21 protein-coding genes and 1 pseudogene are annotated in these 20,672 nt (G+C 41.1%); 18 read left to right on the top strand and 4 right to left on the bottom strand.

The features are described 5' to 3' along the window. Positions 1–177: 177 nt before the first annotated feature. From B5D59_RS04300 to B5D59_RS04290, 3 genes are all read left to right on the top strand, one after another. A complete protein-coding gene (locus tag B5D59_RS04300) occupies positions 178–708 on the top strand; it encodes a D-glycero-alpha-D-manno-heptose-1,7-bisphosphate 7-phosphatase (protein WP_078816976.1) in 531 nt (176 codons plus the stop codon). A 266-nt stretch (positions 709–974) separates the two neighbouring features. After that, positions 975–1,301, top strand: a complete 327-nt coding sequence (ytxJ, locus tag B5D59_RS04295; protein WP_078816975.1) for a bacillithiol system redox-active protein YtxJ — start codon at positions 975–977, stop codon at positions 1,299–1,301. 133 nt (positions 1,302–1,434) lie between these two features. Next, positions 1,435–2,316, top strand: a complete 882-nt coding sequence (locus B5D59_RS04290) for a helix-turn-helix transcriptional regulator (protein WP_009497775.1) — start codon at positions 1,435–1,437, stop codon at positions 2,314–2,316. 277 nt (positions 2,317–2,593) lie between these two features. Here B5D59_RS04290 and B5D59_RS18150 read toward each other — a convergent pair whose 3' ends face one another. After that, complete coding sequence (locus tag B5D59_RS18150; RefSeq protein WP_176132489.1) at positions 2,594–2,764, bottom strand: hypothetical protein; 171 nt, start codon at positions 2,762–2,764, stop codon at positions 2,594–2,596. Positions 2,765–2,890: 126 nt separating this feature from the next. Between B5D59_RS18150 and B5D59_RS04285 the strand changes: the two genes are divergently transcribed. Both B5D59_RS04285 and B5D59_RS04280 read left to right on the top strand, forming a co-directional pair. Next, positions 2,891–3,808, top strand: coding sequence for an SDR family oxidoreductase (locus B5D59_RS04285; protein ID WP_078816974.1), 918 nt, complete (start codon positions 2,891–2,893; stop codon positions 3,806–3,808). Between the two features lie 148 nt (positions 3,809–3,956). Then, positions 3,957–4,178, top strand: a complete 222-nt coding sequence (locus B5D59_RS04280) for a small, acid-soluble spore protein tlp (RefSeq protein WP_078816973.1) — start codon at positions 3,957–3,959, stop codon at positions 4,176–4,178. Between the two features lie 47 nt (positions 4,179–4,225). On the opposite strand, the gene B5D59_RS04275 is transcribed toward B5D59_RS04280, so the two are convergent. Beyond that, positions 4,226–4,615 carry a hypothetical protein gene (locus B5D59_RS04275; protein ID WP_078816972.1) on the bottom strand — a complete coding sequence of 130 codons (390 nt, stop codon included), beginning with the start codon at positions 4,613–4,615 and terminating at the stop codon, positions 4,226–4,228. Positions 4,616–5,159: 544 nt separating this feature from the next. Here B5D59_RS04275 and qoxA point away from each other — a divergent pair. The 10 genes from qoxA to B5D59_RS04225 all read left to right on the top strand — a co-directional run bounded on the left by qoxA (position 5,160) and on the right by B5D59_RS04225 (position 14,471). After that, positions 5,160–6,077, top strand: coding sequence for a cytochrome aa3 quinol oxidase subunit II (gene qoxA, locus B5D59_RS04270; RefSeq protein ID WP_078816971.1), 918 nt, complete (start codon positions 5,160–5,162; stop codon positions 6,075–6,077). A 33-nt stretch (positions 6,078–6,110) separates the two neighbouring features. Further along, a complete protein-coding gene (gene qoxB, locus B5D59_RS04265) occupies positions 6,111–8,057 on the top strand; it encodes a cytochrome aa3 quinol oxidase subunit I (RefSeq protein WP_009497767.1) in 1,947 nt (648 codons plus the stop codon). After that, complete coding sequence (qoxC, locus tag B5D59_RS04260; protein WP_078816970.1) at positions 8,054–8,650, top strand: cytochrome aa3 quinol oxidase subunit III; 597 nt, start codon at positions 8,054–8,056, stop codon at positions 8,648–8,650. The genes qoxB and qoxC overlap by 4 nt, the downstream gene beginning before the upstream one ends. 1 nt (position 8,651) lies before the next feature. After that, entirely contained in the window at positions 8,652–8,942 is a 291-nt protein-coding gene (gene qoxD / locus B5D59_RS04255) for a cytochrome aa3 quinol oxidase subunit IV (RefSeq protein WP_009497765.1), read from the top strand. A 99-nt stretch (positions 8,943–9,041) separates the two neighbouring features. Further along, a complete protein-coding gene (locus tag B5D59_RS04250) occupies positions 9,042–9,857 on the top strand; it encodes a hypothetical protein (RefSeq protein ID WP_078816969.1) in 816 nt (271 codons plus the stop codon). 80 nt (positions 9,858–9,937) lie between these two features. Then, a complete protein-coding gene (locus B5D59_RS04245; protein ID WP_078816968.1) occupies positions 9,938–10,306 on the top strand; it encodes a hypothetical protein in 369 nt (122 codons plus the stop codon). Positions 10,307–10,541: 235 nt separating this feature from the next. Further along, a complete protein-coding gene (locus B5D59_RS04240; RefSeq protein ID WP_078816967.1) occupies positions 10,542–11,252 on the top strand; it encodes a hypothetical protein in 711 nt (236 codons plus the stop codon). Positions 11,253–11,394: 142 nt separating this feature from the next. Beyond that, positions 11,395–12,294, top strand: coding sequence for a DoxX-like family protein (locus B5D59_RS04235; protein WP_078816966.1), 900 nt, complete (start codon positions 11,395–11,397; stop codon positions 12,292–12,294). Positions 12,295–12,304: 10 nt separating this feature from the next. Continuing rightward, positions 12,305–12,913 carry a DUF4166 domain-containing protein gene (locus B5D59_RS04230; protein ID WP_245799442.1) on the top strand — a complete coding sequence of 203 codons (609 nt, stop codon included), beginning with the start codon at positions 12,305–12,307 and terminating at the stop codon, positions 12,911–12,913. Next, positions 12,906–14,471 carry a YndJ family protein gene (locus B5D59_RS04225; RefSeq protein WP_176132488.1) on the top strand — a complete coding sequence of 522 codons (1,566 nt, stop codon included), beginning with the start codon at positions 12,906–12,908 and terminating at the stop codon, positions 14,469–14,471. The genes B5D59_RS04230 and B5D59_RS04225 overlap by 8 nt, the downstream gene beginning before the upstream one ends. A gap of 57 nt (positions 14,472–14,528) precedes the next feature. Here the strand turns inward: B5D59_RS04225 and B5D59_RS04220 are convergent. Both B5D59_RS04220 and B5D59_RS04215 read right to left on the bottom strand, forming a co-directional pair. Then, positions 14,529–15,029 (bottom strand): annotated as a pseudogene (locus B5D59_RS04220) (cupin domain-containing protein); the annotation flags it as partial. Between the two features lie 88 nt (positions 15,030–15,117). Then, positions 15,118–16,104, bottom strand: coding sequence for a polysaccharide deacetylase family protein (locus B5D59_RS04215; RefSeq protein WP_078816963.1), 987 nt, complete (start codon positions 16,102–16,104; stop codon positions 15,118–15,120). Positions 16,105–16,314: 210 nt separating this feature from the next. Here B5D59_RS04215 and B5D59_RS04210 point away from each other — a divergent pair, with 210 nt between their 5' ends. From B5D59_RS04210 to thiD, 3 genes are all read left to right on the top strand, one after another. Next, a complete protein-coding gene (locus tag B5D59_RS04210) occupies positions 16,315–17,661 on the top strand; it encodes a dihydrolipoyl dehydrogenase family protein (protein WP_078816962.1) in 1,347 nt (448 codons plus the stop codon). 234 nt (positions 17,662–17,895) lie between these two features. Then, entirely contained in the window at positions 17,896–19,590 is a 1,695-nt protein-coding gene (locus tag B5D59_RS04205) for a methyl-accepting chemotaxis protein (protein ID WP_078816961.1), read from the top strand. A 178-nt stretch (positions 19,591–19,768) separates the two neighbouring features. Beyond that, positions 19,769–20,599 carry a bifunctional hydroxymethylpyrimidine kinase/phosphomethylpyrimidine kinase gene (gene thiD, locus B5D59_RS04200; protein WP_078816960.1) on the top strand — a complete coding sequence of 277 codons (831 nt, stop codon included), beginning with the start codon at positions 19,769–19,771 and terminating at the stop codon, positions 20,597–20,599. Positions 20,600–20,672: the final 73 nt, after the last annotated feature.

Below are 20,672 nucleotides of genomic sequence, written 5' to 3'. Positions count from 1 at the left end.
TGTAAGTGTGTGATATATCTGATAGTTTAACATGGAATAGAGTTCGGGTGTGTGCGAAACAGCTCGCTCGTAATTATGTAGAGCTTTAGGCGACATGTCCTTTCCGATTTTGTATAAAAGCCTATATACAGGAAATCCTTACGATAAGACGTTAATCTGGCAAGGAGTGTGTCACTATTGAAAAAAGCAGTGTTTCTAGATCGCGATGGTGTGATAAATGAAGTGCTCACCGACCGGGTGAAATTTGTAAATGAGCCTCAACAGCTGTTCTTTTTGCCGGGTGTTGCGAAAGCGATTAAGCAATTGAATACGGTGTTTGATTACATCTTCGTTGTGACCAATCAAGGTGGTGTCGGACTTGGGTTTATGAAGGAGTCCCAGTTGAAGGCGATTCATAAACATATGATGGCCGAACTGGCAAAGGAAGGCGCGTTTATTCAAGAGGTTGCGTACTGTCCGCATAAACCAAAGGCAGGATGCGCTTGTCGAAAGCCGAACAGCAAAATGATTGAAGATTTGGCGAGGAAGTATCATGTAGACGTTTCCTCGTCGTATATGGTTGGGGATACTGATACGGATATTATCGCCGGTAAAAATGCAGGGACGAAAGGAGTCTTTCTTGGTACAGCAGACCCACTTGCAGATGCTGTGTTTCCTGATCTTCTTAGTGCGGCTGAGTGGATTATTGAGGATGCAAATCGAAGTTGACAGGTGAGCTGCACGACTATAAAGCTATATGGAGAATTTATATGTCCAGGGAACAAGTGTAGGATACGTGCGCACGTTACATACCTATTATTATGCATAAAGGAATAGGAGCTGAAAATGGGTTCATAACAATAAGCATAATAAAAAGAGGAGTTGAAGCTGGTATTCGAGGCTTTGACTCCTTTTTCATGTAAAACAGCTTTCTTTACCCCGTGCTGTGTACACTATACGATAGGATTGAAAGGAAATTAGGGGGAGAATCTAGTATGAAACGAATTAAATCGGTAGAAGCATGGAAGACGCTATTGAAGAAATCAGACGAACAGCCATTTCTTTTATTCAAATTGAGTATGACGTGTATAAGTAGCGTGGCGGCGAAAAAAGAATTGCAGAAGTTGCAGACAGAACTTCCTATATACGTAGTGATTGTGCAGCTAGACAGAAAAGTTTCGAAGGCAGTCGAAGAGGATCTTGGCGTGAAACATGAATCTCCGCAGCTGTTGATTTTAAAAGACGGAAGAGGAATTTGGCAAGCGACGCATTATCATATAAAACAATCAATTGTTCTGGATGCGATTGAAGAGTATGTGTAGGCAATATTTCTCGTAATGAACCTCTAATTTTAATTAGGGGTTTTTAAAATTCCATCTACGAGCTAAATGAAAGCAATTAAAGTCAAAAAGACCGTAAATACTTCTGGTATATTAACGTTAGAGAGGTGAGGAGATGAGCTATAGTCCCGTTATTCAAAGCACTATTAACTTTATTGAAAAAAATTTGAATGAGGAATTGTCTCTTGAAGACGTATCAGCAAATGCTGGTTTTTCTAAGTTTCATTTTCACCGTATATTTCAGAATGAAACCGGCGTCTCTGTTACGGAGTATGTGAGATACAGGAGAATTACCGAGTCTGCTCAGGTGCTTATCTATACCAATGCAAAAATCATTGATATTGCGATGAATTATGGTTTTGAATCACAAGAAGCATTTTCACGAGCTTTCAAAAAGTATTATCATTTGCCCCCAGGCCACTATCGGAAACTAATGGGTAATTTAACTAAGCAAAAGGAGGAAACAACTGTGAATGAAGAACATGCTGTAAAAGGATGGATCTTAAGCGGAAGTAATCCGAATCTTTACCAGATGGGTATTGATCAAGAAACAGTGCATAAAGGGAAGTCTTCAGGTTTTTTACAATCTGTACTTGTGCAGTCTACTGATGAATTTGCTACAATGATGCAACAATTTAAAGCCGAAAAATACCTTGGGAAAAGAATGAAGTTCTCAGGATTTTTAAAGGCATCGAGCGTCGAAGGATTTTGTGGTTTTTGGATGAGAGTCGACAATACACTGGGTGACGTTTTGCAATTTGATAATATGAGCAATCGACAAATTAAGGGAGATACCGAATGGAATTATTATTCTATAGTCTTGGATGTCCCTGAAAACGGATCAACTATTTCTTTTGGAGTTCTTTTGTCAGGTAAAGGGCAAGTATGGATTGATGAATTACGTTTTGAAGAGGTAGACCACCGGGTGGCGACTACCAACCTGGATATTACATTTGAACTTCTAAATGAACCAATGAACTTGTCGTTTGAGGAATGATCAGATGTCTACTAAAAAACAATTTATCAGTATAATGATTTTTGTTCTGATTATCGCAAGCATTATGGCTATGAAATTTGCTGCAGGCAATCTCCTTTTTCCTATAATTAGAGATATGTTTAATTCGATTTTTTAAAGTGTGCGATGGATAGATTGTGGTAAATTGGCTTCTTATCGATATGTAGTATTTTAGCTCACCTTGTTATTAGGTGGGCTTAATTAATTCCATAAATAGTTTATTATTTCTCAACCAGTTGGCAGGGGGCTCTTTAATCTCTCAAATGACTGGCAAATATGAATCATAGACTGGATGAGAATAAAAGGGCGGTCTGGGACCGATTTGAGGAACTTCCATTTGCAAAAACTGATTTCCATAGATTAAAACAGATGTCTGCTCAGAGTACGGGAGTAGCAAGTAATGCACATAAGGAGAAAAGTAAGATTCCATAAAGTGTGCCTCCTAAATTTTACTTTACAATACACTATATTCTTCTAGTTTCAAGTATGTGAAGTATAACAAACTGTTTTTAAACATAAAGTAGCCTGATTAGCATGAAGTCAGGAGGAGAAAGAATTGACACATGATCATTCAGGGAGCGAAGACTATCCTCTTTATCCGAATTACGGGAAAATAACCCGTTATGAAGAAGTGGCACTGACGGTACCAGAGCAAAGACAATACCATCAGCCGGGAAGGGAAGCATTAATGGTGCCGCGGCCTATCATCGAAAACCCAAATTATTTGGGAAGTGGCAAGTTGAAAGGAAAAACAGCACTTATTACAGGAGGTGACAGCGGTATAGGAGCTGCGACTGCCATTGCTTTTGCAAAGGAGGGAGCCGACGTAGCCATTGCCTATCTAGATGAGCATGAGGATGCCAAACGGACTAAAGACAGAATTGAAGAACTTGGCCAGCGCTGCCTTCTGTTGCCCGGTGATCTGCGCCATAAAAAGCAATGTGTGGAGATCGTCGAAAAAACGGTCAATACATTCGGTTCACTTCATATCCTTTGTAACCATGTCGGCATTCAGTTCCAGCAATTGAGCATTGTAGATATTAGCGATGACCAATTTGATGAGACGTTTAAACTAAATGTTTATTCCCATTTTTATACTACACGCGCCGCAATGAACTATTTAAAAAAGGGTAGTTCCATTATTAATACAGCTTCCGTTGTTGCTTTTGAAGGCAATGAGCAATTAATGGATTATACAGCAACAAAAGCGGCAATTGTGGGTTTGACACGGGCATTGGCTAGAAATTTGGTCAGCAAAGGAATCCGTGTCAACGCTATTGCACCAGGTAAAATTTGGACTCCATTGATTCCTGCAAGCTTTTCAGCAGACCAAGTAGTTTTGGCGGGTAACCCGATGGATCGGCAAGGGCAGCCATTTGAAGTAGCACCGACTTTTGTTTACCTTGCCTCTGATGATTCTCGCTTCGTAACCGGGCAAGTATTGCATGTAAACGGTGGTCAAGTGTTCGCTTGAAGATTTTATAAGCGTGAAGTTATTTTTGGCAATTATGGCACAATGTTTCAAAAAGTTCTTTGTATTCTTAGACTAAAACGGTGTAAATAATATTAAGAAATATGGGAAAGCTAATTTGGAAGGAAAAGCGAAGGAAGGAGGATGGAAAATGGATAAAAACTTTCCCAAGCCGAATGATCCAGCTGATAACAAGGAAAGATTGAACAAAACAATCAGCAATATGGAAGCCGCGAAGGAAGCAATGCACTTCGCAGAAGGTGAAGAACGTGCCAAAATCAAAGAAAAAAATGACCGTAGGGAAGAAAGCATTAAAGACTTAAAGAGTGAAATACATGAAGAAGACAAATCGCGAATTAATGGATATATTTAAAGATAACTGGGCAACGAACTTACTCTATGTTGCCCAGTTATCTTTGTTTATACTCTCGCCGGCGCCTCTACATTTTTATACACATTTACGATAAATAGAAGAATAGAGAAAGCTAAAGCGATACCTCCGCCCCAAACACAAATTTGTATGAGCATCAATGGGGCACCGATAGCTGGCTGGATGATCAACATACCTAGCAATAAGATCGGCAATCCGATGTTATAGAGCCAAAATTGTGCTTTTCCTAACGCACTGTTTCCGGCTTTCGGATATACTGAATAAATAATACCGATTGCAGCAGTCGTCAACCACCCAACAACATTTATATGTGCGTGTGTTGCCCCCCACTGAAGTTCGATTGTCGCGTGCATATAAAGTCCAAAACCTACTCCGATTAAAAAATAAATAACAGCCGCTTTAATCCATTTCGCTCCCATGTTTATTCACCTCCTTTCAATCTTGGAGAATTTAGATATGTGCTACCATTCACTTCATAACTATTCTTTATAATAAACATGTTGATTTTTCGTCATTTCTGTTAAGTTTGTTCTATTATATGCAAGATAGGTTGAGAATAGGTACAGGGTTCCCCTCATGGAAAAGAGCCAATCACAAGGTAATTGGCTCTTTTCCATGAGGTTTTTGTATTGCATTTTCGCAGTGGAAAATACTTTTTATGTAAAATAGTCAAGTGAAACGGTTTATAATATATAGTTTTTCACAATAATTTCACAATCCAATTTTCCTTTAATTTGTATTAACTTCTAACATTTTAATGAGTTGCAAATATATAAAAATATATATAAGAACCTTTTGTGACAACGATTGTTATCTATTGTTTTTCATTTATGAAAGGCATAATATAGATTTCACAAAAGTGCTATTTTACTTTAAATGTAATAAATATTAGCTTTTATTGATATTTAAATATAGTTAATGGAATATGAGCGCTTTAAATACAGAAGGAAGAGGGGAGCCCCATTGAAGAAAAAGTGGTTATTAATTTCGAGTTTTCTACTCATGATTTTATCCGGTTGTGATAACCCGTTGCTTATATTCGACCCAAAAGGTCCACAGGCTCAAACGATATCGGATACAATTCTCTTTTCTATCCTAATGATGGCGGGAATTTTATTCGTTGTGTATGTTCTCTTTGCTTTTATGTTAGTGAAGTATCGATCGTCTAAATTGGCTGCTGATTATGAGCCGCCGCATGAAGAAGGAAGCAAATGGTTGGAAATAACGTGGATCTCCATTCCGATCATCATAGTAGTGATTTTATCTGTCGTCACTGTACGCTCTACGGTAGACGTGGAAAATACACCAAAAGCATATGCAAATGAAAAACCACTCATTGTCTATGCCTCTTCATCCAACTGGAAATGGCATTTCAGTTATCCTGAAGAAGGCATTGAAACAGTGAATTACGTTAATATTCCCGAAGATCGTCCGATTGAATTCAAACTTTATTCATACGGTCCGATCACAAGCTTTTGGATTCCTCAGTTGGCAGGCCAAAAATATGCAATGAGTGATATGGTGACGACGATTCATTTGGCTGCTGATACGCCAGGATCGTATATAGGAAAAAACTCCAACTTTAGCGGGAAAGACTTTGCACATATGGAGTTTGAAGCACAAGTCCTGACTGCAAAACAGTATGACGAATGGGTGCAGGATGTGAAAGAAACAGCGCCTATGTTAACAGAAGCAGAGTTCAATCACTTGCTTGAGCCTGGTATTTTGGGCCGTAAAACTTATAGGTCTACGCATTTAGGATTCATTCCGGCCCCTGAAGGTGAGCATGCAGGCCATCAACACGAGAAAAATGCGGACATGGACATGGGAACGATGCATGAAAATGATTCAACTATACACGGTGAACATCAGAATAACTAGTTTCAACCCAAACCTCGAAAGGAGTTTACATCTATGAAATGGGATGAATTTTTTGTCACCGGTGAACCGATGATTTACGCGGCGATGGTCAGTATTGTGCTTGTCTCCATCGCGATTCCGGCTGGTCTTACATATTTTAAAAAGTGGGGATATCTTTGGCGTGAATGGCTGACCACGGTTGACCATAAAAAGATTGGTGTCATGTATATTATTGCCGCTTTACTCATGTTGTTCCGCGGAGGAGTCGATGCACTTTTAATGAGAGCGCAAACGGCTGTACCAAATAATGGTTTGCTTGACGGACAGCATTACAATGAAATTTTCACAACTCACGGGATTATCATGATTCTCTTCATGGCAATGCCTTTCATTATTGGTTTAATGAATGTGGTCGTTCCGCTTCAAATTGGAGCACGGGACGTAGCATTCCCGCGTTTAAACGCAGTCAGCTTCTGGCTCTTTTTCTTCGGAGCGATGCTGTTGAATATTTCCTTTGTCATCGGAGGATCGCCTGATGCAGGTTGGTCTGCATATTTCCCGCTTGCCAGTTTGGAGTTCAGCCCGACTGTCGGAAATAACTACTACTCCCTTGCATTGCAGATTGCAGGAATCGGGACGCTTATGACGGGGATCAATTTCCTCGTGACGATACTTAAAATGCGGGCACCTGGTATGAAATTAATGAAAATGCCGATGTTTACATGGTCCATTTTGATAACAAGTGTCATTATTATTTTCGCTTTCCCTGTATTGACAGTAGCACTTGCGTTAATGATGCTCGACCGCCAATTCGGCACGCAGTTCTTTGCGATGCAAAACGGCGGAATGGACATGCTCTGGGCGAACTTGTTCTGGGTATGGGGTCATCCGGAAGTATACATTGTTATCTTGCCGGCATTCGGTATTTACAGCGAGATCATTGCTACGTTTGCCCGGAAAAACTTGTATGGCTATAAATCAATGGTCTATAGTATGGTCGTCATTTCCTTGCTGTCATTCCTAGTATGGGTCCACCATTTCTATACAATGGGGCATGGTGTCATGGTCAACAGTGTTTTCTCCATTACAACAATGGCCATTTCAGTACCGACTGGTGTGAAAATATTTAACTGGCTCTTTACTTTGCGGCGAGGGAAAATAAGTTTTACGACCCCGATGCTCTATGCACTCGCGTTCATTCCGATTTTTACAATCGGAGGGGTAACAGGCGTCATGTTAGCGATGGCGAGTGCCGACTATCAATATCACAATACAATGTTCTTGGTTGCGCACTTCCACTACGTATTGATTCCGGGTACTGTATTTGGCGTCATCGCCGGCTTCCATTATTGGTTCCCGAAAGTGTTCGGTTTTAAATTGAATGAAAGACTGGGGAAATGGGCGTTCTGGTTTATCGCGATTTCATTCAACATTACATTCTTCCCACTCTTTATCCTGGGATTGAATGGTATGACGCGTAGAATGTATACCTATTCTGAAAGCACAGGATACGGCCCGTTAAATATGCTCTCCATGGTTGGCGCTGTGGGCTTGACGATCGGTTTCATCCTGCTAGTCTACAATATTTATTGGAGTACACGTTATCAGCCGCGTGAAGTAACGGGAGACCCTTGGGATGCGCGCTCATTGGAGTGGAGTACACCAAGTCCTGTTCCAGAGTATAACTTTGCGAAGACACCGGTTGTCGATAAATTGGATGCTTTCTGGTTTGCGAAAAAAGAAGGCAAATCGTTGACTGAAGAAGGGGATTATGAACCGATTCATATGCCGAACAACAACGGTCAGCCGTTCATCATGGGCGTGGCATTTTTCTTCTTCGGTTTCTTCATGGTCTTCAGCTGGTGGCTTCCTGCGATTATTGCCGGAATGTTTATCTTAGGTACGATGGCATATCGAACATTTGAACAAGATCATGGACATTATGTTACTGTCGAAGAAATTGAACGGACAGAAAATGCATTGAGAGGTGAGAAAAAATGAAAATAGATCACTCGTTGCCATTGGAATATAGTACAGAGGAAAATAAGCTGAAAATACTTGGATTTTGGGTGTTTCTTGGCGCGGAAATCGTATTGTTCTCGACTCTTTTTGCTGTCTATTTTACATTGCAAAATAATATAGGGAATGGACCGGGCGGCAGTCATATTTTTGAACTCACGCCTGTGATGATCGAAACAATTGTATTGCTGTCGAGCAGTTTCACCATCGGTCTTGGCATTCACGCCATGAGATTAGGCAATAAAAAAGCGATGATGACCTTCTTTGGTATTACGTTATTTCTGGGCCTCGGATTCTTGGGCGTGGAAATTATGGAGTTTTTCACGTATGTACATGAAGGTGCGACAATGCAAACGAGTGCATTCCTTTCCGCGCTCTTTACATTGCTTGGAACCCATGGAGCTCACGTGACATTCGGCTTGCTGTGGGGCGGTGCGATTTTGTTGCAAGTGAAAAAACGTGGTTTTACACCGGAGACGGCAAATAAATCCTTTATTTTCTCCTTGTATTGGCACTTCCTAGACGTTGTCTGGATCTTTATTTTCAGTTTTGTCTATATGAAAGGGATGATGTAAGTTGAAAGAACTGTTTCCGGTACCGCATGTGATCGGTTTTGTTTCTTCATTGCTCCTTTCACTTATCGCACTCGTCGTCATTAAGTTTGATCTATCGTTTGGCATGGGTATGACCATATTGGGAGTGACAGCTATCATTCAAGCGTGCTTACAGTTGTTTCTTTTCATGCATGTCGGGGAGAATGAAAACAAAACTGCACTGTTGACCAATATTGGCTACGCATTATTTGTAGGACTGGTCACCATCTTCGGCACATTATTTGCGATGATGTGGGGCTATCAGATGTTATGAAAGAAAGGGCATCATGCGAATGCATGATGTCTTTTTTATGCTTACCGCATGTTGTAAGAGGGAAATGATATAGTAGATTAATTGAAAGGAATGAAGCGAATGAAAAAGCGAGTTTACGGTAGCCTATTGATTTTTCTGCTAGTAGTATTGAGTGCATGTTCTGCGGATCATGAACCAGTCAAAGAGTCTCAAATTGATGCAGAAACTTCAGCAGATCAGGGAGAAGTGAAGACAAAACCTGATGATAAAACGACTGGAGATAAAATAGAAGATAGAAAAGCGGAACCTTTGACGCAACAAGAAGTACTGAGCGCAATTGCAGATGAATTGCAAACAAATGTGGAGAAAATATTGCCAAATCATCTGCCTCTGGAAAAAGGACAGCATCTTACGGCGAAAACAGAATCCCGACAGAACGAATATTTCATCGACTTTTATTCAACCAAAGATCTGATTCCTATTAATAATGAAATACTAAAAGAAGAACGTCCAGATATCAAGAAAATAGCAAACCTCAAAGTCGAAATCTATTCATCTGAAAAAGAAGCCGATGAGACCATTGAGTTTGAAGACTATTCTAAAGTAGGGGGTCAGAAAGTAGACCTGGGATTTGAAATCACAGGCTATCAAGATGCAGGTGTCGGCAATTTATGGACGAGTTGGAATGAAGGCAGATGGGCGTTGGCTACGCATACTTCGATTCAGCAGCCTGAACAAGGAGTTGATTTAGCTAAACAAAGTGTTAAGTACTTAGAAGAACATACATTGCCGATACCAAAAATGTATGGGCTAATTCGCTTGGATGCTACAGGAGACAGTCATTATGCCATTTGGACAAAAGGAAGAGTGGTCGTTGAAGTTACTGAAGTATCGTCAGCGCAGAATTTATTGGAGACAATTGTGAGTTTTGAATGACTGTCTAGAGAGATTGCTTCATATAGATAAAAGGGAAATTTAGATGCAGAGCGAAAGAGTAGGATAAGGGAGGAATGACCATGAGTAGTGGAGCTGAACAAGTAAACACGAATGCCTTGCCAAAAGGGTATATTGAAACACCTGTTAAGACCATTTTCAAGAAGTTTGCTAATCAAAGAGATGTATCCTTAGTCTATGGAGAACCTATTGAACTGGGCTTGCAAAAAGTGGTTCCTGTAGCAAAAATCAAGTATGCAGTTGGTGGCGGTGGGGACGGAAACGGTGGAGAAGGTGGTGGAGGCTCTTTTAAAGTAAAACCGGTGGGGGTATACATCATCACACCGGATCAGGTGAAGTTTCAATCTACACTGGATGTAAAAAGACTTACTGCTTTGACAGTTGTAGTAGGCGGAGTTTTGGGGTTGTTATCTATTGTAAAGGGAAGATGAGAATCACTTTCTAGTTTCACTGAAAACGGCCGCATGTCGATTGTTTAATCGATATGCGGCCATTTTATTTAGCGCTTTCTAGACGGTAATGCTTAATATAGAGGGCATAACTGTAGTTAAATATTTTGGCGGTGAAGAAGGATATGTATCTATTAGGAAGTAAAATAACACCCTTCAAGTTACACATGCATAGTGTACGAATATAGAGCATTGATAATTAGAGGAGGTTTACCATATGATTTTTCCTCCCCCACCGGAGAATCAACAATTGGTCTCCCGTAGTCTTTATTGTGAGGAGACTCAGCAACTGCAGGAAGGAATAGCGGAAAATCAAGTGAAAACACAAGCACTTGAAAAGAAAATCGAAATAATGAAAGAACAAAATCGAGATCTAAGAAAACAGTTACAAAATCAGCGCACCAGTATGCTTCATAAGCAGAAAAAAATGCTGAAGCATGTAGAGAGTTTGGTTGAAAAACAAGACGATCGAGATCAATTGCTGTTGAACGAAAAACTGCGAATAAATCAAGAAGTCCAAAGGTTGGGAGCCACCGCTCATGACCAACAAATGAAAATTCATGATGTTGAAAATCAATTGGCAGAAGCAGCTGTAATGCAAAATCAAAGGGAAGAATATCAACGTCAGCAGTTCAAGGAATTGGGGAATGAACTAGCCATACTACAAGATGTGAAAAGACGTGTGGACCAAAATGGAAAACTTATGCAAGAAGTCGGAAATGAAGTTAGCCAACAGAAACTTCATTTACATGGAATTGATCAGAAGTTTACGGCATTACAGGAGGAAACTGAAGACCTTCATGAAATTGTGCGTACACATGAAAGTAAAATCAATGCACTGGCAACAGGGTTTAGAGAGTTAATGAGAAGGATGGAACAAAAGATGTTGGGCTGGGTTGTGAATCATAATCTCATCAGGAAGAAATGAATGAGTAGTTAGTAGGGATATACATTTGACGCAGGGCCTCGACCAAATTGGCTAGGGGCCCTTTATTGTCATGCACTAAACTATGCTAAACTAATATGAATATAGTTAGTAAATCATTCCAGACATTCTAGAGGTGTTTAAAATGAAGACAAAACCTATTTACGTAGAAATACCGATTCAAGTCCCTATTCAGCGAGTATGGGATGCATCTCAAGAGCCTGACTTGCATGCGCAATGGGATTTGCGTTTTTCTTCGATTAGCTATCTTCCTAAAAATGAAGAAGAGCCTCAATTTTTCACCTACACACGAAAGGCAGGTCCGTTTTTGACGGTGGAAGGTTGGGGGAAAAGCAGTGGTTCGCAGCAATTAAAGAACGGGTCACGAAGCTCGGCACTTCATTTCGGAACGGATCAGAAAGTATCGCCTATACGGGAAGGACGAGGTTATTGGAAGTACGAGCCGATAGAGAATGGGACTAGGTTTTTAACGCAGTATGATTATACTGCGAATTTCGGGGAAATCGGTCGCTTCTTTGATTTGTTTTTCAGATCGCTAATGGGGTATGCAACGGCTTTGAGTTTTGATGTGTTAAAGAGATGGTTGGAAAAAGGTGAAGCGCCGGCATCACAATACAGACGTTTTTTTACAACGCAACTCCTGACTGTATTCTTTGCTTTCCTATGGGTTTATCAAGGGGTGATGCCTAAACTAGTCGCGATGCATCCGCAGGAAAAATCCATGATCGCAAGCAGCTTGTCTCTATCAGATGCGCAGGCGACTTACGCAGTAATCGCTGTCGGGATAGCGGAAGTTTTAGTTGGTTTATTTTGGTTGATTTATAAAAAGAAGCGGCATCTTTTTGTAGTGCAGATTGTCTTTTTTCCTCTTCTAACAATTGCCGCCCTGATCGCTTCTCCTGAAACTGCGATCCAACCGTTTAATCCGGTAACTTTCAATCTGTCCTTGATGATGTTGACTGGGATTGGGTTGCTGATGAGCAAAGATATTCCGACTGCTGCATCTTGTAAAAGGAAGAAATGAGGTGATAAGGATGACCATATATCAAAAGGTTTTACAGGCAGATTTTTTACGTCTTCATCCTGAGCTTCAAAAAAGATATGATTTTGGAAAAGGTTCTGTCTTTAGAGCTTCAGGAAGAATGAACTCTATACAAGGTGGACCCAAATGGCTTTATCCACTCTTTAAATTAGGCGTGAGATGGAAACTGCTTTTTCCCGAACGAGGACAAGATATCCCTTTCACAATCATTAATTCATCCTTTGTCAATTCAGAAGGAGAACAGCAAATACATTGGGAACGCAAGTTTTTCTTTCCGAAGAAAACGCGCTATTTCAATGCGTTGATGAGTTTAGATGAAAAACGAATGGTTGTGAAAGATTATTTGGGAGAGCCGCATTTACTTTACTCGGACTTGCAATTCACTGTCTCGGATGAAGGCGCATTGGAGATCAATTCAATGGATCAGCGGCTGGTGCTTGGCAAAAAAGAAATCCCATTGCCTCGATTTTTTCAGGGGTTGGCGACAATTGTGGAAACATATGATGATCAATCTGAAGTCTTTCGAATTTCTGTTGTTGTAAAGAACCCTTTAATAGGAAATGTGTTCTCATATGAAGGAGAGTTTACAGTCGATGCCTAATTTCATTTTGGTTCATGTGCTACTATTCTTTTTCACTGCTGTTTTTAATGTAAATCCTTGGCCCTATATCTTGCTGTCCGTTGCACAACTTGTCTATATTCCGATTATGCTGTGGCTTCTATGTAAGGAACGCGATTGGTTTTTCCGAGTCTATCCGTATTTTGCGGTACCGGCTTATGCGGCGGTTGTAATTGAACAAATTACTTCGTCTGACTGGGATATTTTGTTGGCGGCGATCTACCTTTGGTTTACGCTTTACATAGCTCTTTATGGAATATTCCGATTTCTTCATCGAGGGTTTACGAACCTGGAAGAGTTTGCGATCGATATAGGATTGATTTACTTGGCGATGGGTGGAGTTTGGTATTTTGCTTTTATTGCCGAAATTGATTTAGGTTTCAGTCCGTTGCTGACTTGGTTGACGGCTATTCATTTCCATTACTCGGCGTTCCTTTTACCGGTTTTTTCAGGATTGATAGGGCGTCTTCATACTTCGCGTTTGTATAGAAGCTCTACTGCTGCATTACTCGTTGCACCGATGGTTGTGGCGATCGGCATTACGTTTTCGCGATGGATTGAAGTCGGTTCGGTTCTTTTATATGTTTATGGCTTGGCTGGAATCATTTTGATTGCCTGGAAGTTACCTTTTTCGAATTCACTGCAAAAATGGCTAATTCGGATTTCATTTACTGCACTCGCTGTGACGATTTCATTTTCCGTGCTCTATGTACTTAGCAATGGATTTGGGCTGTTTTCTGTCACGATCGACTTTATGCTTCGTTTTCATGGTGTTTTGAACTGCGTCTTCTTTGCTTTACTAGGTATTGTCGGATGGTCTTTAGCTATTCCGCCATCGCGTTTCAAACCGCATTCTTTTCCCATTAGTCAGATCCGTGGAAGGCAGTTTGCAGAGAAAATCGGGGATGTCGGGAGATACCGCGGTCTTTCTGATGATTTAAGCGTTTATAAATTAGAGTCAGTGAATCTCTCTGCACATATTATTGACTTTTATGAAAATACAACGGATTACAGACTCAGAGCTTCCGTCAATTGGCATGCTTGGTTCAAGCCATTTGCATTTCTGTATTCATTCATCAGTAAGCGAACACAGCAAATAAATTTGCCTTTTAGCAATAAAGAAGTTGAGATGACTGGAAGTATTTATACTCTGTATGACGGGTTGGATGGAAGAGAAAATGTTCGTGCGTGGGAACGGAAAGTCGGCAATGAAACAATATTCACGGCTCTTTATTCGCAACATCAAACGAATGGTCGGATGTATATGAATATCGCGCTGCCTTTGCCTTTTACAACAATGACGGGCATACTGGAGTTGTGTTCAGCAGGAGAAGACTTGCGGTTGACGAGCAATCGGTCCGAACCATCTTCAGATGCAGGTGTGTATGTATCGATAGGCAGTGAGGGGTTATTCAAGTTGCCTTTGCAAGAAGACTTTTTAATTCAAGATGTGGGGAATGGGTATTTAAAAGCAACGCATACTATGAGGATTTTTGCGCTGCCATTCCTGACGATTGAATATTCGATTAATCGATGTTAAGTAGGAAAAAAGCGACAGTTTTTAGCAGCTGTCGCTTTTTTGCTTTTATTCATCCATTGGAGGACCAATCAAAATCGAAGGCTGGATATTGGCAGTCGCCGCTATCCATTGATTTTCATCCAGACCATACGTATAGGCGAAAACGTCAGCTGGCGTTGCTGTTAGAATGTCTGAACCTAAAATCACTTCGGGTGTATCGGTATTAAAGATTCCTTGTAAGTGGGTATCATCAGTATTTGCGATTTGATAATGCCACCAACCTTGAGGAATATTGACCACCTGTCCTGGGGTGATCTGATAATGTTGAAATTTTTTCGTGTTAGGATTCATTAATGAAATGGTGACGGAACCGGATACGCAATATGTCAGTTCCGATGCATTGGGATGATAATGTGGCTCGATAATACTATTTTTGCTTAGGAAGATATCGAGCATCGAAATATCGTTTAGTGTATTCAATTGCTGAATGCTAAGAATATTAATGAAGTTTTGTTCGTCTTTCTTGAAGAATGTACTTTTATTAACATTTGCAGCGTACTGATCGTGATTTGAAATCAGTTAAATCAACCTTTCAATTATACTATTGACCATATCTTTTTACTGTATGCTTCTCAACAGAGGAAATTGCGTTAAACTATGATTGACTTCAATTTACTGTCTTCTCAATATCCCTAACCGTACCATTCAAGCGTTTTTCACTCATCAGCTCACTGACAGTGCCGAGCCTATATCCTTGTTCTTTAATCTGCATAATCATATCTTCTAAACCTTCTGCAACAGGCGATGTAGGGTGCATCAATACCATGGAGCCGTTTTCGACCTGAGATACTACTCTGTTCACCATCACTGTCGTCGCTGGTTTTTTCCAATCCACCGTGTCGACTGTCCATAAAACTGTATGCATTCCAAGCTGATCGGCGACCTCGACAGTTTGCTGATTGAAACTTCCGCTTGGCGGTCCAAACCACTTTGGCGGATCAATTCCCAATGTTTTTGAAATGATATCATTCGTTTTCCTTAATTCTTCGACCGTTTCCGTTTTGGATTTCTGCTGCAAATCTGGATGACTGTATGCATGGTTTCCGATTTCATGGCCTTCCTCGAATATTAATTTCGCCATATCCGGGTTTTTGCTTACCCAGCTGCCATCAAAGAAAAAAGATACCTTTGTTTGATGTTTTTTCAACACGTCCAAAATGTCTGGAATATATTCATTGCCCCAGGCAACATTAATTAAAAAAGTTACCATTGGCTTTTCAGGATTACCTCTGAATATGGGTTGTGGAGGATTCAAGTCTTCCAAATGAACGCTTGGAGAAATTTCTTGGTAGATGACTTCCGAGGGGTTCAATTCGCCACTGACTTTCATTTTTTTGTAGCTGGCTTTTATATTCACTTCGAGACCATTGTATCCAGGGATTGCTTTCCAAACTCGATCTACTTTTGCATCAACTGCAGGTATCTTATGTTCTTTACTGAATGCTTCCAATTCCTTATAAAGCTCATCTTGGTTGAGCTTCGAAGCAGAAGCCTTACTATTTGGACGTGAATCGATGCCTAAATACTTCGTGGAAACACCCCAGCACAAGATTCCGATACATATGAGAAGAGAAAGTATGCTTAAGTTCTTCACTGTTTTCAACTCCTTTTTGTTACGTAAATGGTTTTACTAATAAGTATTTCCTAAACATAGGGAACTATGCTTTTGATAAATGAACTGTAAAGTATTAGAAGTGTGACAATTTGAATTCAGGGTATTTCATTACATAATAAGCGATTTGCGTGCTCCTAGATTAGGAAAGCAAATTTTTAAATAGGTAGTGGCTAAAGGAGGAGATTGGATATGGTGAAGGAGTATGATTTGCTTGTAATTGGAACGGGAACTGGCGGATCAATTGCAGCTAGTAAATGTAAGGAAGCCGGTTGGAGTGTGGCAATTATCGATGACCGCCCATTTGGCGGTACATGTTCTCAGCGCGGCTGTGACCCGAAGAAGGTGTTGGTAGGAATTGCTGAGCTGACCGATTGGAATGAGCGGATGTATGGCAAAGGGGTGCGGACGGCGGCTCGGTTTGATTGGCGAAATCTGATGGAATTCAAACGCACATTCACGGCAACAATTCCCCAAGATACGGAAGAAAAATTTAAGAAGTTGGGTGTGGGTTCGTATCATGGGAAAGCAATTTTTTATAGTGAGAATGAACTGAAAGTCGGTTCAGAGCTCTTGAAAGGGAAGTATATCCTAATTGCGACTGGAGCAGAACCTATAGAGATGGGAATTGGGGGAGAAGAATATTTGAGGGCAAGTGATGAATTTTTGGAATTGGAGGAACTCCCAAAACGCATCGTTTTTGTCGGGGGCGGGTTTATTTCATTTGAGTTTGCGCATATTGCAGCCAGAGCAGGTTCGGAAGTTCATATTGTGCATAGGAGTGAACGTGTCCTGAAGCATTTTGATCCAGATTTAGTTGATTTACTGATGGAACGATCAAAAGAAGTTGGTATTCAGGTTCATTTGGAAGTAAGTGTGGATGCGATTGAGAAGCGTGGAGATTCATTTGTTGTAAAGGGAAAGCAAAACGAGAAAGAACTAGAGTGGGAAACCGACTTGGTTGTGCATGGGGCAGGACGGACGGCGGCGCTCGATATGGAGTTGGACCGAGGGAATGTGGAGCGCGACAAGAAAGGGGTACGTGTGAATGAATACATGCAGAGTGTCAGCAATCCTTACGTCTACGCAGCGGGAGATGCAGCTTCAACGGATGGGCCGCCCTTAACGCCTATCGCTAAGGCCGAATCGCTCTTGGTAGCGGCCAATTTATTGGAGGGGAACTATGAGAAAGCAAAATATCCTGTCATTCCATCAGTCGTTTTTACAGTCCCCAAGCTGGCATCGGTAGGGATGAGTGAACAACAGGCGAAAAAATCGGGACTGGACTTCCACGTGGAGTATCAAAACACGACTGACTGGTTCACGTATAAAAGGACGAACGAATCGGCCGCAGCTTTTAAAGTGATTACAGATCAGGAAGAAGGCGTGGTACTGGGAGCTCATTTACTTAGCGAAGAAGCAGATGAGCTTATAAACCTTTTCGCTTTGGCTATCCGGTTTAAACTCTCTCTTCAGGAATTAAAAGACATGCCGTTTGCATATCCAACTTCAGCTTCGGATATTTCTTATATGATCTAGTATTAGGTGGAAATAGTTCCATAGGGTTTTAATCATCTGAACGAATAGACAAAGGGTGGACATTCCCTTTGTCTTTCTTTTTTGAAAAAATGAACATTAGTCATAGTTGTTATAAATAAAGAAAAGTTGACGATAAAGTAGGTGGCTATGCATAAAGTATTCAAAGGGCAAGGAAAGTTTTATGCAGAGATTGAATGATCTTTAGCATGAACATGTAGATGGGGGAAATCAAAAATGTCAATCGGAAAAAAGCTATATACGGGTTTCGGGGCAATCTTAGTAGTGATTTTATTATCCTCGGCTTGGAATCATTATGAGTTGAATGAAATTGAAAGTAGTTATGATGAGATGATGCAGGGCAGTGTCGCATTGACGATGCAAGCACAAGCCGTAAAAACTGAACTCGCATTGTCAGGATCATACATCCGTTCGTTTATTCTGCGAGGAAAGTCTGAGGATGTAGAGAAGTTTATCGAATATGAAGAAAAAGCACGACAAGGTATAGGTATATTGCAAAATATGGTGGAGAGTGGGAATTCTCAAGAGACCAAAGACTTTATTAATGGCATCAAGGTAATGTCAGAGGACTTTTCGGAAGCTGCATCCCGTGTGATTGATTTGAAGAAGGCGGGCCAAACGAGCCAGGCAGGCATTGTATTAGAAGAGACAATGCGCCCGCTCGATACTCAAATACGTGAATCAATGGATGGAATGATTGCGGTGCAATATGAAAATCTTGAAACCCAGATGAGTGAAGTCGAACAAGCTGCTAACTCTGCAAAATGGGGATTGATTTTTGCGGGCATAATTGCCTTGATATTGGCGCTAGTTATTTCCATCTATATCACCCGAATTATCACCCGTCCTTTGCGGCGAGTAACTGCAGAGTCAGCAATCATCGCTTCTGGAGATTTGACTCGTGAAGATGTAGAACTCAATTCCAAGGATGAACTTCGCGAATTGGCGGACTCATTCAATCAAATGAAGCATAATCTCCGCAAAGTAATTGGTGATGTCCATGACAATGCACTTCATTTGACAGCGTCTGCCGAAGAACTTTCAGCGAGTACAAATGAAGTGGCGGATTCCTCTGAAGACATCTCAAAGGCCGTGGAAAGCATTTCAAACGGCGCACAGGGATCTGCTGTCTCTGCTCGAGAGAGTTCAAAAACTATGGAAGAAACGGCTACAGGGGTACAACGGATTGCAGAGTCAACAGTCAGCTTGCATGACCGTGCAGAAAATGCCATGAAGCTGGGTATGGAAAGTGAAAGAACGATGCAGTTTGCCAAAGAACAGATGGCGCTTATTCATACTTCATCTTCAGAAACGAATGAGATGATCAAACGATTAAGCCAGCAATCCGCTGAAATAGAGAAATTTACAAATGTCATTACGAATATCACAGAACAAACCAATTTGCTGGCGCTTAACGCAGCAATCGAAGCCGCGCGTGCAGGTGAGCACGGCAAAGGATTCGCAGTCGTTGCGGATGAAGTTCGAAAATTAGCGGAAGAATCGAAAGCATCGGCAAGTCAGATTGCCAGCTTAACCTCTGCTATTCAGCATGATACGAGAAATGTTGAAGTGTCGGTACAAGATAGCTTATCCAATGCGACTCAAGGTGTAGAAGTGATTGAGGACGCTGCACATTCTTTCATGACAATCGTAGAAGCGGTTCAAAAAATGAATGACGAAATTGAAGAAATATCTGTTGCGACTGAAGAGATTTCGGCAAGTGCGGAAGAAGTATCTGCGTCTGTCACAGATATCGCTTCACTGGCAGAGGTAGCTTCGGAACAAACAGGACAAACATCTGCAGCGATGGAAGAACAGATGGCAACTGTTCAAGAAATTAATGCAGTGGCTAACGATCTCAGCAATAAGGCAATTGATTTGCAAGAGATGATTCAACAGTTCAAAATATAATACATGACAGGTACTCTGGCATATACCGTTTCGTCGGGAATGGTAGGAGTACCTGTTTTCCATAACGGCAGGCGCTTGAGCCAATTGAACTTGTTGGAATGATGGAAATTGACACTTTAAATAACGTCATATGTTTCGTTACAATAGCGCAGTTATCCATTACTAAGGAGATGTCACAATGAACATAAAACGAGCACTAACCATTGCTGGATCTGCAGCTCGGGGTGGAGCAGGCATCCAGGCAGATTTAAAAACTTTCCAAGAGTTCGATGTATTCGGCATGACAGCAGTTACAGCGATTGTTGCGAAGAATCCAAGAACCGGAACAGGAGTATTCCCGCAATCTTGGGAAGCGATTGAAGCGCAATTGGTGACGATTGAAGAGGATATAGGAGTCGATGCGTTAAAGACGGGTATGCTGTTCACTAAAGATATTATTGTCAACGTAGCACAGTGGATCCGACAGTCGGAGGCAGATAATATTGTAGTGGATCCGGTCATGATCGGTAAAATGGGCTCTGCTTTATTGAAAGAAGATGCCATGGAAGTAATGAAAAACGAACTGCTGCCGCTCGCTACGATTATCACACCGAATATGCCGGAAGCAACATATTTACTGAATGGAATGGAACTAAACTCAGTTGTGGATCTGAAGGAAGCAGCACGTCGTCTAATTGATTTAGGTCCGAAATTTGTGCTCGTAAAAGGCGGCCGATTAACTGGTCCGGCAGTAGACGTATTATGCGACGGAAAACAATTTTATTTAATTGAGGCACCGCGCATCGATACGATTCATACAAATGGAGCGGGCTGTAGTTATTCGGCAGCGATAACGGCAGGACTTGCAAAAGGGCAAACTGTACCTGAAGCTGTGATTGAGGCAAAAAAATTCATTACGGCAGCTATTCGTCATTCGTTAACATTTAAGCAAGGAGTAGGACCTACATACCATGCAGCTTATGGCAAATATGATGAAACAAGCTGTCGTGTGACAGTGGAACAGCTGTAAATATGAGAATGGGTGAGTCACCATCTTCCGTAAATGAAGTGCGGAAGATGGTTTTTTCGAATGTTCATTGAGT

This window comes from Sporosarcina newyorkensis, from assembly GCF_900167515.1.
GTDB classification, from domain to species: Bacteria; Bacillota; Bacilli; order Bacillales_A; family Planococcaceae; genus Sporosarcina; species Sporosarcina newyorkensis.
Note: the sequence above shows the minus strand (reverse complement) of the source record. Positions and strands in the feature narration are given on the sequence as shown.

Coding starts and splice junctions, on each gene's coding strand:
- ytxJ (WP_078816975.1), top strand. CDS start 975: ATGAAACGAATTAAATCGGTAGAAGCATGGAAGACGCTATTGAAGAAA.
- B5D59_RS04290 (WP_009497775.1), top strand. CDS start 1,435: ATGAGCTATAGTCCCGTTATTCAAAGCACTATTAACTTTATTGAAAAA.
- B5D59_RS18150 (WP_176132489.1), bottom strand. CDS start 2,764: ATGGAATCTTACTTTTCTCCTTATGTGCATTACTTGCTACTCCCGTAC.
- B5D59_RS04280 (WP_078816973.1), top strand. CDS start 3,957: ATGGATAAAAACTTTCCCAAGCCGAATGATCCAGCTGATAACAAGGAA.
- B5D59_RS04275 (WP_078816972.1), bottom strand. CDS start 4,615: ATGGGAGCGAAATGGATTAAAGCGGCTGTTATTTATTTTTTAATCGGA.
- qoxB (WP_009497767.1), top strand. CDS start 6,111: ATGAAATGGGATGAATTTTTTGTCACCGGTGAACCGATGATTTACGCG.
- qoxC (WP_078816970.1), top strand. CDS start 8,054: ATGAAAATAGATCACTCGTTGCCATTGGAATATAGTACAGAGGAAAAT.
- B5D59_RS04250 (WP_078816969.1), top strand. CDS start 9,042: ATGAAAAAGCGAGTTTACGGTAGCCTATTGATTTTTCTGCTAGTAGTA.
- B5D59_RS04245 (WP_078816968.1), top strand. CDS start 9,938: ATGAGTAGTGGAGCTGAACAAGTAAACACGAATGCCTTGCCAAAAGGG.
- B5D59_RS04240 (WP_078816967.1), top strand. CDS start 10,542: ATGATTTTTCCTCCCCCACCGGAGAATCAACAATTGGTCTCCCGTAGT.
- B5D59_RS04235 (WP_078816966.1), top strand. CDS start 11,395: ATGAAGACAAAACCTATTTACGTAGAAATACCGATTCAAGTCCCTATT.
- B5D59_RS04230 (WP_245799442.1), top strand. CDS start 12,305: ATGACCATATATCAAAAGGTTTTACAGGCAGATTTTTTACGTCTTCAT.
- B5D59_RS04225 (WP_176132488.1), top strand. CDS start 12,906: ATGCCTAATTTCATTTTGGTTCATGTGCTACTATTCTTTTTCACTGCT.
- B5D59_RS04210 (WP_078816962.1), top strand. CDS start 16,315: ATGGTGAAGGAGTATGATTTGCTTGTAATTGGAACGGGAACTGGCGGA.
- B5D59_RS04205 (WP_078816961.1), top strand. CDS start 17,896: ATGTCAATCGGAAAAAAGCTATATACGGGTTTCGGGGCAATCTTAGTA.
- thiD (WP_078816960.1), top strand. CDS start 19,769: ATGAACATAAAACGAGCACTAACCATTGCTGGATCTGCAGCTCGGGGT.